Origin of the sequence: Oribacterium sp. oral taxon 108 str. F0425 (genome assembly GCF_000214455.1) — a bacterium.
GTDB classification, from domain to species: Bacteria; Bacillota; Clostridia; order Lachnospirales; family Lachnospiraceae; genus Oribacterium; species Oribacterium asaccharolyticum.
In genome coordinates, this window is the sequence record NZ_AFIH01000001.1 from 2230840 (window position 1) to 2246346 (window position 15507).

Here is a 15507-nt window from a genome sequence, read left to right on the forward strand (position 1 = left end):
GTCTATTCAATTGTCACTTCTTCGGTGCCTACCGAATGTTCACTTTTCCTGCGGCTACTAAATGCTCACTTCTTCGGCGGCTACTGAATGGTCACTTCTCCCTTTCCTCTCACCACTTCTCCGATTCGCCGTGCCTCCGGAAGCATGGATAAAACTTTCTTCTCCTCCTCTTTCCTTACAAAAAGGGTAAAGCCTACCCCCATATTGAAGGTGCCGAACATTTCCTCCCGACTTAATTCTCCCCACTCCTGTAATTTAGTGAAAATAGGAAGGCGGGGCAAAGCGCTTTCGTCGATAAGCACAGAAAGTCCTTCCGGTAATACCCGGGGCAGATTCTCCGGCAAGCCTCCTCCGGTAATGTGGGCCATGGCATGCACATCCACCGCATGGAGAACGTGAAGCACTTCCCGAACATAGATACGAGTGGGGGTGAGTAAAATATCTGCCAAAGACTCACCGGAAATCTGCTCCTTTTCCAAATCCAAGTGCATCTTGTCAAAAATGATTTTCCGAACCAGAGAAAACCCGTTGCTGTGGATTCCGGAAGAGGGAAGTGCCAAGATCAGGTCTCCTTCTTCCACCTTCTTCTTTCCGTCAATAATCTTCTCCCGGTCAACAATTCCCACAGCAAATCCGGCAAGGTCATAGTCCTCTTCCCGGTACACCCCGGGCATCTCCGCGGTCTCCCCTCCGATTAATGCCGCTCCTGCTCTTTTACAACCTTCCGCAACTCCTTCCACAATCCCTGCCATCTTCTCGGCATGGAGTTTTCCGCAGGCAATATAATCTAAGAAAAATAAGGGTTTTGCTCCCTGACAAAGGATGTCATTCACGCACATTGCCACACAGTCAATGCCGATGGTTTTGTGTCTATCCAGCTTCTGCGCCAGTACCACTTTCGTTCCCACACCATCTGTACCGGATACCAGAACAGGATGGGAAATCTTTTCCTGTTCCAAGGAAAACAGGCCTGAAAAGCCCCCCAAATCCGATAAAACGCCGGAAGTATAGGTCTCTTTGATGAACTTCTTGATGAGTCCTACCTCTTTATAGCCCTGCTCCTTGTCTACTCCCGCCTCCTTATAGCTTAGTGACATACTGCCTCCTCTTGGAAAATATCCACTCCTGTAAAATATTTTTCATAATAGCCCTTATTGCCACAGCAATCTTCCAGCCCCTCCAGACTCAGATAATAGAGACTGTCACAGCCGATATAGTCGCGAACCTCTTCTACCGTCTTGTTGTAGCCGATAAGCTGTTCGTTTTTTGGAATATCAATCGCATAGATATCGTTGGAAACCACCTTGGGGCTGGCAACCCGGATATGGACTTCTTTCGCCCCGGCATCCTTTAAAATTTTAATGATTCTCTTCATGGTCGTCCCACGAACGATGGAATCATCCACCAGAATCACCCGTTTATCCTGCAGGTTTTCTTTGATCGCATTTAACTTGATATTGACACTGCTGACTCTTTCCTCCTGGGTGGGTTTAATGAAGGTTCTTTGAATGTAACGATTCTTTAAAATGCCGTCCACAAAGGGAATCCCCGATGCCTTCGCATAGCCTTTCGCGGCAATCAAACCGGAATCCGGAGAGCCGATCACGATATCCGCCTCTGTGGGGCACTCCTCATAGAGCCGCTCTCCCGTCTTATAGCGCGCCTGATAAACGCTCACCCCATCGATAATGGAATCATGGCGTGCAATATAAATCATCTCAAAGAGGCAGAGATGGTGTGGTTTTTGCGCGAATCGATGAACGGAATACTCCCCCTTCTCCACGAGAATCAACTCTCCCGGCTCCACGTCCTGTAGAAATTCCGCATTCATGGCATCTAAGGCACAGCTTTCGGAAACGGCAATAAAGGTATCCTTCAACTTCCCGAGACACAGGGGCTTCACGCCATAAGGATCTCTGGCAATCAGCATTTTCCCCTCATCAATGTAGATGAGGTTATAGGTGCCCTTTAAACTTTCCATATAGTCCTGAAAGCTCTCCAGGGGGCCGTTTATCTTATTCACAAGCTCACAGAAATTAAAATTCCGATTTAAGATTGTACCGTCCAGGGCAATCATGGAGTTGCCATGGTCTGTTTGATACACAAAGGGCATCATCGGCTCATATTTGGTATTGTGGGAAAAAAGATATTTCACAAAACCGATGCCGGCCGATCCGCAGATATCCTCAATAATCTGTTGGTTCAGTACCTCTGAAAGCATGCCCTTCCGCTTTAATTCACAGACTCTCTGCCCCTCCATGGTGGTAATCCCGAATCCCTCCTGTCCTCTGTGCTGTAAGGCATAGAGTCCCACCTCCAGAAGGTCGGTAATATCGTTCTTTTTATCAAAAGAAAAAATGCCGCATAATCCACTCACACTGTACCTCCTAGAGAGAAATCCGCTCATTCATCTCCTGAACGGACTGCTTCATTTTTTCCTTGTATTGTCTAAGCTTCTCTTTTAAATCCGGGTTGGAGAGCGCCAGCATCTCTATAGCAAGAATGGCTGCATTTTCCGCCCCATTGATGGCAACGGTGGCAACCGGAACGCCTTTCGGCATCTGTACCGTACTAAGTAACGCATCCATACCGTCCAGGCAGGAGGACTGGATCGGTACGCCAATCACGGGTTTGATAGATAGTCCGGCCAGTACGCCGGCAAGGTGTGCCGCCTTTCCGGCAAAGGCAATGATAATATCAATCTTATTCTGCTCCATGCTCTCTACGTAATCCAAAACAAGATTCAAAGAACGATGGGCAGAAATCACACGGCAGTCATATTCCACGGAAAAATCCTTCAAAACAGCAGCAGACTTTTTTACAATTTCCTCATCGGAAATACTTCCCATAATCAAAGCGACTTTCATACTTCTCCTTTCAAAAGGGATTAGCGAACACAATTACACAATCACTTTCATAAATAAGATATCTACAGATTCACATACAGCACCGGTTCAGAGCGAGCTCCCCCGCGCCTTGCCGGCTAAACTCATCAGGAATAATACTCTTTAGAAACAAGAAAAGAACTGTAAAAAGAGGGCTAGGACAGTCCTTTGTACAGGCCTTCTCGGGAAGGACTCCCGATATTGACCTGTACAGGGGAAAACTGTTCCTTCATTTCCTCTTTTATACAGTTCCTTTTTCTAAATACGAATATATCTTTAAGGGCTCTACATAGCTGTCTCCGTCAAAAACACGCATATTTCCGCCGGATAGTTCATCGATTAAAATCACTTCTCCATTATGCCGTCCGAATTCCAGCTTAATGTCGTAGAGCGTCAGCCCCTTCTTCGCCAGATCCTCTTTGATGATTCCGGTAATCTCTTTGGTCTTTTCTTTCAGCTCTTTGTATTCTTCCTTCGTAAGAATCCCGAGCATATCCAAAGCATCCTCAGAAATCGGCGGGTCATTTCTTTGATCATCCTTTAAGGTAACTTCTACGAAAGTCCCGGGAAGCACGGTTTTGTCCTGAATGTATGCCCCGTACCTGCGGATGAAAGACCCTGTTGCAATAAAGCGGGCAATCACTTCCAGCCCCTTTCCAAAAACCTCACAGGGCAGCACGGTCATGGTATTTTCCGCTACGTTTGCATCCACATAATGTGTCTTCACGCCGTTCTTTCTTAAGAGCTCAAAAAAGTACTTACTGCACTTCAAATCCTCTTTTCCAACGCCCTCAATGGTCAGGGCAACGGCATTTGCCCCCGGATCAAATACTCCATTCTCTCCGGTGACATCGTCTTTAAACTTTAAAACCAGATTGCCGTCTTCCAGTTTAAAAACATCCTTCGTTTTTCCGGTGTAAATCTTCTGCATAATTTCCTCCTTAAACTCACTGAAATGGTTCTCCAAGAAATAAATGAAGCCTCGGAAGTAGGCTTCAAGTGAAACCTACCTCCGGGGCTTTTATCCCTAAGGTGTCATACTGCCAAGCAGTATGTGTATCGCTCGGACCAGCTTGACCGGAACCCTAGATACACTTTCTCTCGTGATTTATTCGTGGGAATTAGTTCGAATTACGCCTTCATCAAACACCATATCCGTCGTTCTGTCAAGGGGGTTTGAGAAATATTTTAACCTCCAATTTTCGGAAAAAATTTTAATACTTTGCAACACTCAACGAGATGCCGCACACTACGCTATCCATACTCGTTAAAAATAAGTGCTTCCGTATGGAAGATGTGCTGAAGCTACAGCGCTCTATGTGACTCTTCCGTAATGGCATGAATCTTCTCCTCCATGCCCTCCGGAAAGCTTCGGCTCTCTTCTCCTTCATAGCGTAGATAGGCCAGATATTCAATATTTCCCTCCGGTCCTTTAATCGGAGAGAAGCTAAGGCCTTCTATGGAAAATCCGATGCTTGCCGCAAACTCGAGTACCGTACGAATCACCTCTTCATGCACCTTCGGATCTCGAACTACGCCTTTCTTTCCAACCTGCTCTCTTCCGGCTTCAAACTGTGGTTTAATCAGACAGACCACCTCTCCGGGGAGACTTGCGAGCTTTTTTACCACCGGAAGCACGAGCTTTAAACTGATAAAGGAAACATCAATGGAGAAAAAACTCGGTTTTTCTCCCAGATCCGTCTCTTCCACGAAACGAATATTGCACTTTTCCATGCAGTGCACCCGCTCGTCATTTCTAAGCTTCCAATCCAGCTGTCCGTGTCCTACATCCACGGCATAGACCTCCTTTGCCCCATTTTGCAACATGCAATCGGTGAAGCCGCCGGTAGAAGCCCCGATATCCATACAAATCCGGTCTTTCAGCTCTATCGGAAAACTCTTCAATGCCTTTTCCAGCTTTAGACCCCCTCGGGAAACATAGGGAAGGGGATTTCCTTTGACTAAGATTTCCGCAGTAAGAGGAAAGGTCGTTCCTGCCTTGTCTTCCTTTTCCCCATTAACAAAAACAAGACCGGCCATGATGGCACGCTTTGCTTTCTCCCTACTGTCAAAATGTCCTTTCTCCACTAAAAGCACATCCAGGCGTTCTTTCTTCTCTCCCATTTACTTCCCTTCTATTAAAGCTCTCTCTTTGCTGCCTTATCTTGTTGTTACAATCCATGTTGAAAAGGGCCCGTTTATTTTTCATTTCAATCAACGAGATATCGCACGCTTTCCGAGCAATACTTGTTATAAATAGCCAAAAGTACTCGAATTGCACTATTCGAGCGTTTTGAGAAAAATGTTTTATGCTTGCGCCAGTTTTTTCTGTAAAAGCTTATCAATATCCTCAAATGCATTTTCCAATCGTTCTACATGATAGATTTCGTATAAATCATAAATTAAATTTGTAAGACCAATCCGATCCCAAAGCTTAAGAATCTCACTTGCCTTTTCCTTCTTGAAATCAGCATACCGCTCCAAGAGGTAAATAAAAAATTCTCCCTCTTTACTCATTTTCTTCACCTCGTATATATTGCGAATTGCGCGGATCACCCGTAATCATCTCACTTTCCCACATTTCAAAAACAATCTGCGGACTGAAGCTATACACCTCGGTCAAAGGGTCCAAGAGCATTTGATATGTTTCTGAAAACAAAAAAGAGCGAATTGCTTTCATATCTTCCATGCCATATTTCGCTTTTATTAAATAGATTACCTGCCGATCAAAAAAATCTCTTGTTCTGGCATTAACTTCGGTCACCCCTTTTCACTCCCTTCAAAAGTCAAAAAACGAATCGCTTTTTCTGTCAAAAATGCATACTGGTCTGTCAGTTTTTGTGGCAACAATCGCTTCACGGCCTCTTCCTTATCATATTTTCCATCCATATAATCGTCAATAACCGGAAGTGTGGAGTCATTTGCCACAGGTCCAATCACTAAATCGTAAGAACACGCACGCTTTTCTTTCCTGTTCTGTACCACAAAATCCAACCATTCCGCATTTGCTGTTGGAAATTCCAAAACAGACAGTTTAGAGTAAAACTCATCCTCTAATTCATAGATATTTACTATACTATCTCCTTCTCCCCTTCTTCTTGTGACAGCTTTCGCCCATTTCCTCGCCTGTTCTTTGCTGGAAGTCAGATAAAAGCCTGCGCCAAAATCCAAAGCTCGAAGTTTAGTTAGTATTCGAGGTGTATTCACGATAACATTACTTCCATGAAAAAGTTTCATCTCCACCACCTTTTTCAAATAGATATTTTTTAACTTCTTATACTCAGTATAGCATAGATATGAACGTACTGTTTAGACGTCCTATTTTTTAGCGTATTCATTTTAGGACTGTAGAAGCTACTTTTTCATGCAGTTGCAGGTCTAAATATGGGGCAATCTGAGCCCGTCAGTACTTGCTGAAAGCGAGTGTAAACGATGCTTGAAGCTTAGTACTGCAAGGACAGACTTTTCATCAGAAAAGTCTTCCTGTAACAGACCAACTTCCGAAGGAAGTTGCTTTGCGAAGCAAAGTGAGCAGTGAGTAACAAAACCACTGCTCAGTCGGGCGAGGTTAGCGGGAGCGTGCCCCAATTTCAGACCTGCAACTGCAGAAAATATCCTTCTGTAGCCATAATATTTTACTTGAAAAATCCCTTCTCCTCCAGCCCTTCTATAATGCTGTCCGAATCAATCTTTAGCATTTTCCTAAGGGTGGAAACATCGCCGTGCTCCACATAGGCGTCGGGGAGGGTGATATTTTCCACAGCTACCTCTTTGTGATGCGTCTCCATGTAGGAGAGTACCGCCTCTCCAAAACCACCGGAGCGTACGCCCTCTTCCAATGTGAGAATCTTTCTATAGCCTTTTTCGGAAAGTTTATCCAGCATTTCCGTATCAATCGGCTTGGCAAATCGGGCATTCACGAGACTTAAGTTCACGCCTTTTTTTGCCATTTTCTCCACAATATGCTCTCCGGTTGAAACCATGGACCCAAGAGCCAGAAGCGCTATTTTTCCCGTCTGCTCCTCAATTAATATCTCCGCCTTCCCATACTCTATCGGCTCCTGTTTTTCGGAAAAACCTTGGTAGGCTGTCCCTCTCGGGTAGCGAATCGCAATCGGACCCTGAAACTGCAAGGCAAAATGCAGCATTTCTGTAAGCTCCCTCGCATTCTTCGGTGCCATAACCGTCATATTCGGAATACTTCTTAAGTAGGAAATGTCAAAAATCCCCTGATGTGTTTCTCCGTCCGCCCCTACCAGGCCGGCTCTGTCAATCGCAAAGACAACCGGGAGCTTCTGCAGGCAGACATCATGCACCATTTGGTCGTAGGCTCTTTGCAAGAAGCTTGAGTATACCGCAAAAACCGGCTTTAATCCCGCGCTGGCAAGACCTGCTGCAGAGGTTACCGCATGGGCTTCGGCAATCCCCACATCAAAGAAACGCTTCGGAAAGGCCTTTTCGAACTTAGTAAGACCCGTTCCGTCCGGCATGGCCGCCGTAATCGCTACAATTCTCGCATCTTCCTTTCCCTCTTTAATCAGACTTTCCGCAAAAATATCCGTGTAACTCTTCTCCGTACTTTCTTTTTTACTTTTTCCCGTAGCAATGTCAAAGGGCCCGACGCCATGAAATACACTGGGATTTTGCTCCGCCGGAACATAACCCTTTCCTTTTTTCGTAACCACATGCACAAGGACCGCATGATCTATGCGTTTTGCCTCATGGATAACCTGCTCCAAAGCATGAAGATTGTGCCCATCCACCGGCCCGAGATACGTTAGACCCATATTTTCAAAAAGCATTCCGGGCACAAGGAGCTGTTTAATGGAGTTCTTCGTGTTTTTCAGACGCTCCACCAGTCGATCTCCGATCACCGGAATTTTCCCAAGACTGCTCGCCAGATTTTCCTTAAACCGTGTATAGCCCTTATGGGAACGGATACCGTTCAGATATGTGGACATTCCGCCCACATTTTTCGCAATCGACATCTCGTTATCATTTAAAATAATGATGAAATTTTTCTTCATCTTGGAGGCATTATTCAAGGCTTCATATGCCATACCGCCGGTAAGTGCCCCGTCTCCGATTACGGCAAGAACAGTATAGTCCTCTCCCAAAAGATCTCGCCCCTCCGCAATCCCGAGGGCTGCGGAAATGGAGGTCGAGCTGTGTCCTGTATTAAAGCAGTCGTATGGGCTCTCCTCCCGTTTCGGAAAGCCGCTGATTCCCTTGAATTTTCGAAGGAGTGCAAAGTCATCCCGTCTTCCAGAAAGAATTTTATGAGTATAGCACTGGTGCCCCACATCCCAGACGATTTTGTCCTTCGGGAGATTCAGCGTATGAAATAAGGCAATGGTCAGTTCCACCACGCCAAGATTTGAGGCGAGATGCCCTCCATTGTCTGCCATTTTTTCTATGATAAAGCGACGGACTTCCTTCGCTAAGATTTTTTGCTCTTTCAGGGACAGCTTTCGTACATCCTCCGCCCCGCTGATATTCTCCAGTAACATAAATAAACCCTTTTTATTGTTTTTTCTCTATTCGGTCTGCCTAAGACAGCCCGCGGAAGTTTAAATCATTCCCAAAAATGAGAACTTCATAACTTTATTTTTCCTACTCGCAAGGTAAAGCGCAAGTTCCTTTAGGAAAAGGTAAGCGTTATCTCCATCTACATCGGCTTGACATATCTCAGCTAAACGTTCTCTATGCAAATTCTCCAGCGCGGAAATGGCCTTTTCCGTATACTCTTCTACCTTCTCTTCCGCCTTTTCTCTCCCGTAGAGGGAATAAGCCGTTATCTTCCCTTCCTCCTTATCGGAATGTACCGGCTTTCCGAGTTCCTCCGTCGTAGAGATTTCGTCTAAAATATCATCCCGAATCTGAAAGGCGAGACCGAGGTTTTCCCCGTAAAAAGCAATCTTCTCCTGCACTTTTTCCTCTGCGCCGCCTAAAATAGCCCCCATAAGAAGAGATGCCCGAAGTAGTGCCGCCGTCTTCTTCTCCATAATAAAGAAGAGCTCCTCTTCGGAAAGAGGCTGTCCCTCTTTTTCAAGATCCACGACCTGTCCGCCCACCATGCCGTCTATGCCGGACTCTCTCGAGAGCACAAGAAGTGCCGAAAGCACTCTTCCTTCATAGCGGGAAAGCAGGGGATTCTTTCTCTTTTCTTTCTGAAAAGTTTCCAAAACCGCCTGAAAAGCATAGAGCGAGAGGGCGTCTCCCGCAAGGATTCCCTGCGCCTCCGAAAAATGTGCCCAGGTGGAGTCCTGCCCTCTTCTCACGCGGTCATTGTCCATAGCAGGCAGGTCATCATGGCAAAGGGAAAAGCTGTGAATCATTTCGATGGCAGCCATAAAGGAATGTAAAATCGGAAGAAGCACTTCCTTCTCTTCCTCTTTGCAGCAGAGAAAAAATGCTTCCTCCACTAAGATCGGGCGAATCCTCTTTCCCGGTGCCATAAGGCTATAGTTCATCGCCTCTCTGCCGGTTCGGTCAAAGCCTTTTTCTTCCGCTAAGAATCTCTGTAAAATGGCTTCCACAGCTTCTTTCTTTTTCCCGAGTGCCTCTTTGATACTCATTATTTTCCCTCTTCACCGTCTAAAATACGGACTTGCTTTTCGATTCGGTCAATACTGGAATTCGCTTCCTTTAAAAGGGCCACCGCCTTTTCATAGATCGCAAAGCTCTTTTCCAGACTTTCCTCGCCCTCCATCTTTTGCAAAAGGCCGTCCAAGTCCGTAAAAATCTCGCTTAAATCCTTTTTCTTCTCCGCTTTTTTTGCATTGTCTGCCTTATCCACCTTTGTATCCGGAGTGAACACCACTTGCCCATCCTCCACTACTGCTTTCTTCTCTTCATTTCCCTCTATCATAGCCTAAGCTCTCCTCTTATTTGTTATTTTATTCCGTAGTAATTCTTAGTTTTTTGACCTATTTTTCTTATCTTCTACTAAAATCGGCTTTCGTAAATCCATGCATCTTCATCTTTACCGAGACTTTTTATTGCTAATCTCTTCCACCCTGGCTTTTGCAGAGCCGTCTGAGAAATGCAGTTCCAAAAGTTCACCCTTTTGAAGCTTTTCTGCGCTGCTTACCCTGCGCCCTTCCTCGTCTCGCACATAAGAGTAACCGTTAGAAAGGAGACGAAGGGGGGAAAGCGCATCAAACTGCTCCGAAAGAAGCTGCATTCGATGTCTGCTTTCTGCCAGCTTCTCCTCCATAAAGTGAGGAAAATCCTGATAGTTGATAAGTCTGTGCCTTGCCTTTAAGAGTTTTTCCTCCATAAGGTGCGGAAAGCTCTGATAGCGACTGAGACGCGCCTTATCTTCACTGAGTCTCCTCTCCATAAGCTTTGCAAAATTGCCATAATCTTGCAAATTTTCCTTGGCGCTCTGCAGGGACTTCCTCATCTGATTTTGCAAGCGATTCTGTAAATCCAAGAGCCGATGCTGTTTTCCCTGTAAAATGGCTTTGGGATGCAGAACAGAGAATTTCAATTCCTTCTCCTTCAGTCTTTGCCTAAGGAAAAGGATTTTCTTCTCGATTCGCTCGTGAAAGCTATAGGTATAGGAGCTTAAATCATCTACGAACTGCATATAGTCAAAGACCGCAAGCTCTGCAGCGGCAGACGGTGTCGGCGCGCGTAAATCCGCGACAAAATCCGCAATAGTCGTGTCTGTCTCATGTCCGACTGCAGAAATAATAGGTGTCTCCGCATCAAAGATTGCCTTTGCCACCGCCTCTTCATTGAAGGCCCAAAGGTCTTCTATCGATCCGCCTCCTCGCCCCACAATGAGAGCGTCCAGACCAAGCTTATCCAGTCTCTCTATTCCCCGCACAATCGAAGCCACCGCACCCTCTCCTTGCACAAGAGCCGGGAATAGCGTAATTTCCACAAAGGGATTTCTCCGTCTTGCAATCTGCACGATATCCCTCACCGCCGCGCCGGAGCTTGCCGTAACCACGCCGATGCGCCTTGCATACTTCGGAATCGGCTTCTTATACATGGGATCGAAAAGCCCCATTTCCATGAGCTCCTTCTTCAGCGCTTCAAAGCGAAGATGGAGGTCACCCTGTCCCGCAAGTTGGAAGGAATCCGCATAAATCTGATAGATTCCCCCCTGCTCGTAGAGGCCGATTCTTCCCGTACAGAGCACTTTCATACCATTTTCCAAACGAAAACCAAGCCCCGCCCTCTTTCCGGCAAACATGATGCCCGAAAGCTGCGAAGCTTGATCCTTAAGCGTAAAATAAATATGTCCCGACGGGTGCATTTTCAAGTTGGAAATCTCTCCGGACACCGTAAGGTGAGAAAGAAAGAAATCCTCCTGCATCATTCGCGAAAGATAGCGACTGACCTGCGAGACCGTATATTCCTTCTTGGAAGTTCTTTCCATAAATTAATCTTTCTTGTTCAGAACGATGTGGAAAGAAGAATTTTTCTGCTCTTTCTTTCCCTTCTTTTCGCTCTTCTTTTCTTTCTTTTCAGTAGAGTCGGAAAGTTCCGGAGAAAGCTTCGGAAGAATCCGCGCAAGCACGCCGTTCACAAAAGAGCCGGAATCCGCGCCTCCGTACTTCTTTGCAATTTCCACCGCCTCATTCAGGACAACCTTCTTCGGAATTTCCTCTTGGAATTTCAGCTCATAAAGAGAAAGACGAAGCACCGTAAGATCAGTCTTACTCATTCTCTTTGTGGTCCATCCTTCCGTATCCGCATTAATCATGCTGTCGAGCTCGGGAAGCCGTTCCAGAATCTTCAGCACCTCAGCCTCTAAATACGCTTTTTCCTCATCGGGAAGACAATCAAAGGCAATGACGTCCTCATCATCTTCCTCTTTCTCAAAGGAATAGTGACTGATTTGCTCTTCCTTCTCCTCCCCCTCATAAAAGAGGGTGGAAAATAAGAGCTTAAACTTATGACTTCTTTCTTCTCTCTTATTCATTCTCTTTATCTACCACTCCGGAAATCCTGATGTTGACCTCGGAAACATTGAGTCCCGTCATATTGTTGATACTTGCGGAAACCTTATCCTGCACAAGGTCGGAAACCTTCGGGATAGCATAGCCGTATTCCATATTAAGGCTTAAATCTACCTTGACCTCTCCCTCTTTCACCTGTACCTTGACCCCTCTTGCGAGATCCTTGATTCCAAGCTTGGAGATAAACTCCCCTGACCAACCGCCATCCATAGAATGTACGCCCTCTACCTCGGTTGCCGCAATCCCGGCAATAATGGCAAGCACCTCATTGGCAATCACCACATCCCCCAAACTTTTATTTCCCTCTATTTGAATGTTCTTCTCGTCTTCCATATAAGCCCTCCTATCGTCTTTTACAATACTAAGCCTTGCAAAATTCTACCATAAAAAAAGAAAAGGGGAAAGAGATTTAGACAGCCCGGACTTTCGCAAGCATAATTTGCTTTACAGTATTTTAACATAGCGATACTGTTTGCCGATTTCTTCCGGAATATACAGGCTTCCATCTTCTCTTTGCAGGACAACTATTTGCTTTTTCATCGTGAGCACTTTACCGTCACGGTTCACCGCATCGTACAATGTCTTTTCCATAGCGCGTCCTGTAAAGACGAGAAGTTCCGTCTTTTCCGCTTCTCCAGCGGATACATGCCATACCCCGTTTGATTCTTCCGGAAGCATTTCCAAAACCGAACCATCTCGCACAAAAACCGGAATTTCGTCTATTTTCGGATGAACTTCCACATCTGTTCCTCCCTGCAGAACCTCTCCTGTAAATAAGTTCGTCCATCTTCCCTTGGGCAGGTATACCCGATAACTACTTCTCTCAAAGGGTGGACAAACCAAGAGGGAATCCCCCAACATATATTCAAGGTCTTCCCGCACAGCCTGCCGGTCACCGGGATATTCGAAATAGAGAGGCCTCAACATGGGAATACCGGTAAGATGCGCTTCTATCGCCGTATGCCAAAGATACGGAATCAAGCGATGGCGAAATACATCATATTTTCTGGCAACCTCCAGCGCATTCTCGGAAATATTCCAGGGCTCTCTCGCCGTCTTCCCATGAGCTCTTGCAAGCGGCAGAAACATCCCGGTCACGAAGGAGCGCAAATACTGCTCCTCTGACGGAAGACATTCATTTCCATCCAATCCGGTAAGAAAAAAGCCGCCAAGATCATAGCCCCAGTAAGGTGTTCCACACGCAGAAAGTCCCAAGCCTCCATGAATCAGTGCCGAAAGTCCTGCACTCTCGGAGGAAGAATCCCCTGCCCAAATTGCCGGAATGCGATGTGCTCCAAGATACCCGCTCCGACTCCAGATGAGAGGGATTTTCTCTGTGCCTTTGAAAGCTTCCCTCATCGTATCGTAGATTAGATTCGTATACAGAAATGGAATCTTGTTATGCGCTTCCGTGCCGGTACTGCCGTCAAATAAGATCACATCTTCGGGAAGCGCCTCGGAGAAATCCGTCTTAATAACATCTACCCCGTCTCGTAGAATAGCAAAGATACGCTCACGATACCAAGCAACAAAGGCGGAATTCGTAAAGTCATAACAAGCCACTTTATTCTTTGAATCTGCAGTCGCATAGAAAAGTGCAGTCTCTCCCCGGGTATTCCGTACAAAAAATCCCTGCTCTTCGAGTTTGCAAAATTCCGGACAGTTATCATTCACATAAGGAAAGGTCCAGACACTGAGATGAATATGCTTCTCATGCAGTGCATGAATCATTCCCACCGGGTTCGGAAACGCCGTCTTATCCCACTTTAACGTGCCGGCATTGATTGCTCCCTGCCAGTCATCGATATGGATAACATCAAGAGGAAGATGCAGCTTATCAGCCCGCTCAGCGATAGCCATCACTTCATCCTGTGTATGATAAGTACACTTAGACTGCCAGTACCCCAGTGCCCACTTGGGAATAAGAGGCACTTCTCCCGTCAGTTCTATATAATCCTCTATGATTTCTCGATATTTTTCCTTGCCTTCCAATATCAGAACAAGATCCAGGTCTGCATCTTTTACTCCAATCTGAAGACTTAACGTGGAGGAGGCCCCGACATCAAACATACTCTCCGAAAAACTGTTACAAAAAAGACCATAGCCTTTACTCGAAAGATAAAACGGTTCTCCGAGATAAGCCTTTTCCGAATCCGTACTGAGCGCATCAACTTGACGGATCTGATAAACATGCCCTCTTCGATTCATGGATGTGTACTTTTCCCCGAGCCCCCAAATTGCCTCATCGCTTCCGAGCGAAAAATTTTCCCGAACCGCTACGGCTTTTCCGTCTTCCAAGGTGAAACCAAGAGGCAGCATCTTCCATCGATTGTCCACATTCGCATCCGTGACCCCTTCTTCCAGAATCTTCTCATTCTGAACAAAGGCTTCCATCTTCCAGTAATCTTTTCTGAATCTGAGTGTTACATCCCCTGTTTCCGCAATCCATGCATTGTCCCCATCCCGGAATGTCACAGGGACATCGCCATTTTTCGAAAAAGTGAAAACCTGTTTTGTACTTCTGATAGGAAAGAGTGCTTGCCCCTTCGAATCCGAAAGAAATAGATGAAGTTTCACGATTTTTTTGGACAGGAAACGAAGCTTCAAACAGGCATTATTTCCATTTGCAGTCAAAAGGAGAAAGCTGATTTCCCCTTTTTCTTTTTGAGAATCATCCGCATGAATCGCTTTTAAAATATAATCCTCTGAGGCCGGATATAAGCTTCTTCTCTTTCCGGTCTGTTCATTGTAATCAACCTTGGTAGACATATCGCATTCCTCCTGCTCAGATTCTCCTAATCGGCTGCTCCAAATAATATTCATCCGTTCTCGGTATCCAGTCGAGGAACTTCCGTACTTCAAGATCCCAGAATGCCCATTCATGACCGTATCCGGAGAGAATCTCCTGCTCGATTTTCAGTTTTCCGGAAAACTCTTTCTGCAAGAGTTCGGAAAACCAGTCTTGCTTTTTCTTAAGGAAATCTTCTGTCCCGTAGCAGTAGTAAAGAGAAGGAACGCTCTTAATCTTCCCCTTCTCTTTTGCCAAGACAGCCTTTCGCATAAGCAGTTCCGGTTCATAATTGTACAGATTTTCAGGAACGACAGGATTTTCTTCCTTCCCATCCTCGCCAAGAGTTCCTATGGTTGTGAGTGGGGAAAAAGCACCGATTGCACAAAAGCGCTCAGGATTCCGAAAGCCATTACACATGGCTCCATATCCTCCCATGGAAAGTCCGGCAATGTAAGTATCCTTTGGATTCTCCGTCACCGGAAACATGCTGGTCACAAAGTCGGGAATCTCCTCTAAAAGAAGTTTTTCATAATCAGCCGCAACGATCCACCCTGAAGGGTCTTCACAGCCCGTGAATTTTCCAACATTGACATACATGCTGTTTTCAGCAGAGAATGTCACGATTGCAATTCGACGTTCTTCCGCATAACGTTCAATAGAGGTATAGCGTTCCCAGGTACTGTAATCATTGCAATAACCGTGCAGTAAGTAGAGGACGGGATATTTGTATTTCATCCGGTGAGTAACATCGCGTTCTCCCGCTTCAGTGGACGTAACACCGGGTATAATGACATCAATATTGATTGCCCTATTAAGAGTATATGATAGAAAATTACAGGTAAAATGTGCCATT

The 15507-nt window shown here is 45.8% G+C and carries 16 protein-coding genes; all 16 read right to left on the reverse strand.

Annotation, left to right across the window (positions count from 1 at the left end; all coding sequences use genetic code 11):
* Positions 1 to 80 precede the first annotated feature (80 nt).
* Positions 81 to 1097: a phosphoribosylformylglycinamidine cyclo-ligase gene (gene purM / locus HMPREF9124_RS10100; RefSeq protein WP_009429123.1), complete on the reverse strand. Its 1017-nt coding sequence runs from the start codon at positions 1095 to 1097 to the stop codon at positions 81 to 83.
* Positions 1088 to 2377 (reverse strand): amidophosphoribosyltransferase, encoded by a 1290-nt coding sequence (gene purF, locus HMPREF9124_RS10105; RefSeq protein WP_009429900.1) that lies wholly within the window; start codon positions 2375 to 2377, stop codon positions 1088 to 1090. The genes purM and purF overlap by 10 nt, the downstream gene beginning before the upstream one ends.
* A gap of 10 nt (positions 2378 to 2387) precedes the next feature.
* Positions 2388 to 2867 (reverse strand): 5-(carboxyamino)imidazole ribonucleotide mutase, encoded by a 480-nt coding sequence (gene purE, locus HMPREF9124_RS10110; protein WP_009427766.1) that lies wholly within the window; start codon positions 2865 to 2867, stop codon positions 2388 to 2390.
* 259 nt (positions 2868 to 3126) lie between these two features.
* On the reverse strand, positions 3127 to 3816 hold the full coding sequence (locus tag HMPREF9124_RS10115) for a phosphoribosylaminoimidazolesuccinocarboxamide synthase (protein WP_009428224.1): 690 nt from the start codon (positions 3814 to 3816) through the stop codon (positions 3127 to 3129).
* A 374-nt stretch (positions 3817 to 4190) separates the two neighbouring features.
* The gene (locus HMPREF9124_RS10120) at positions 4191 to 5009 is read right to left on the reverse strand and encodes a TlyA family RNA methyltransferase (protein ID WP_009429871.1); all 819 of its coding nucleotides are present in this window, start codon (positions 5007 to 5009) and stop codon (positions 4191 to 4193) included.
* A 183-nt stretch (positions 5010 to 5192) separates the two neighbouring features.
* On the reverse strand, positions 5193 to 5402 hold the full coding sequence (locus HMPREF9124_RS10125) for a DUF3791 domain-containing protein (RefSeq protein WP_009429901.1): 210 nt from the start codon (positions 5400 to 5402) through the stop codon (positions 5193 to 5195).
* Positions 5395 to 5649: a hypothetical protein gene (locus HMPREF9124_RS10130; protein WP_009428548.1), complete on the reverse strand. Its 255-nt coding sequence runs from the start codon at positions 5647 to 5649 to the stop codon at positions 5395 to 5397. Before HMPREF9124_RS10130 ends, HMPREF9124_RS10125 begins: the two co-directional genes overlap by 8 nt.
* Positions 5646 to 6122 (reverse strand): DUF3990 domain-containing protein, encoded by a 477-nt coding sequence (locus HMPREF9124_RS10135; protein ID WP_036597840.1) that lies wholly within the window; start codon positions 6120 to 6122, stop codon positions 5646 to 5648. Before HMPREF9124_RS10135 ends, HMPREF9124_RS10130 begins: the two co-directional genes overlap by 4 nt.
* A 398-nt stretch (positions 6123 to 6520) precedes the next feature.
* Positions 6521 to 8395, reverse strand: coding sequence for a 1-deoxy-D-xylulose-5-phosphate synthase (gene dxs / locus HMPREF9124_RS10140; RefSeq protein ID WP_009429592.1), 1875 nt, complete (start codon positions 8393 to 8395; stop codon positions 6521 to 6523).
* A 60-nt stretch (positions 8396 to 8455) separates the two neighbouring features.
* The gene (locus tag HMPREF9124_RS10145; protein WP_009429853.1) at positions 8456 to 9463 is read right to left on the reverse strand and encodes a polyprenyl synthetase family protein; all 1008 of its coding nucleotides are present in this window, start codon (positions 9461 to 9463) and stop codon (positions 8456 to 8458) included.
* Positions 9463 to 9756 carry an exodeoxyribonuclease VII small subunit gene (locus tag HMPREF9124_RS10150; RefSeq protein WP_009427835.1) on the reverse strand — a complete coding sequence of 98 codons (294 nt, stop codon included), beginning with the start codon at positions 9754 to 9756 and terminating at the stop codon, positions 9463 to 9465. Before HMPREF9124_RS10150 ends, HMPREF9124_RS10145 begins: the two co-directional genes overlap by 1 nt.
* 114 nt (positions 9757 to 9870) lie before the next feature.
* The gene (gene xseA, locus HMPREF9124_RS10155; RefSeq protein ID WP_009428497.1) at positions 9871 to 11280 is read right to left on the reverse strand and encodes an exodeoxyribonuclease VII large subunit; all 1410 of its coding nucleotides are present in this window, start codon (positions 11278 to 11280) and stop codon (positions 9871 to 9873) included.
* A 3-nt stretch (positions 11281 to 11283) separates the two neighbouring features.
* The gene (gene nusB, locus HMPREF9124_RS10160; protein ID WP_009428853.1) at positions 11284 to 11826 is read right to left on the reverse strand and encodes a transcription antitermination factor NusB; all 543 of its coding nucleotides are present in this window, start codon (positions 11824 to 11826) and stop codon (positions 11284 to 11286) included.
* Positions 11819 to 12196, reverse strand: coding sequence for an Asp23/Gls24 family envelope stress response protein (locus HMPREF9124_RS10165; protein ID WP_009428835.1), 378 nt, complete (start codon positions 12194 to 12196; stop codon positions 11819 to 11821). Before HMPREF9124_RS10165 ends, nusB begins: the two co-directional genes overlap by 8 nt.
* A gap of 111 nt (positions 12197 to 12307) precedes the next feature.
* A complete protein-coding gene (locus HMPREF9124_RS10170) occupies positions 12308 to 14632 on the reverse strand; it encodes a glycoside hydrolase family 31 protein (RefSeq protein WP_009429028.1) in 2325 nt (774 codons plus the stop codon).
* Positions 14633 to 14648: 16 nt separating this feature from the next.
* Complete coding sequence (locus HMPREF9124_RS11510) at positions 14649 to 15506, reverse strand: alpha/beta hydrolase (RefSeq protein WP_083816315.1); 858 nt, start codon at positions 15504 to 15506, stop codon at positions 14649 to 14651.
* Position 15507: the final 1 nt, after the last annotated feature.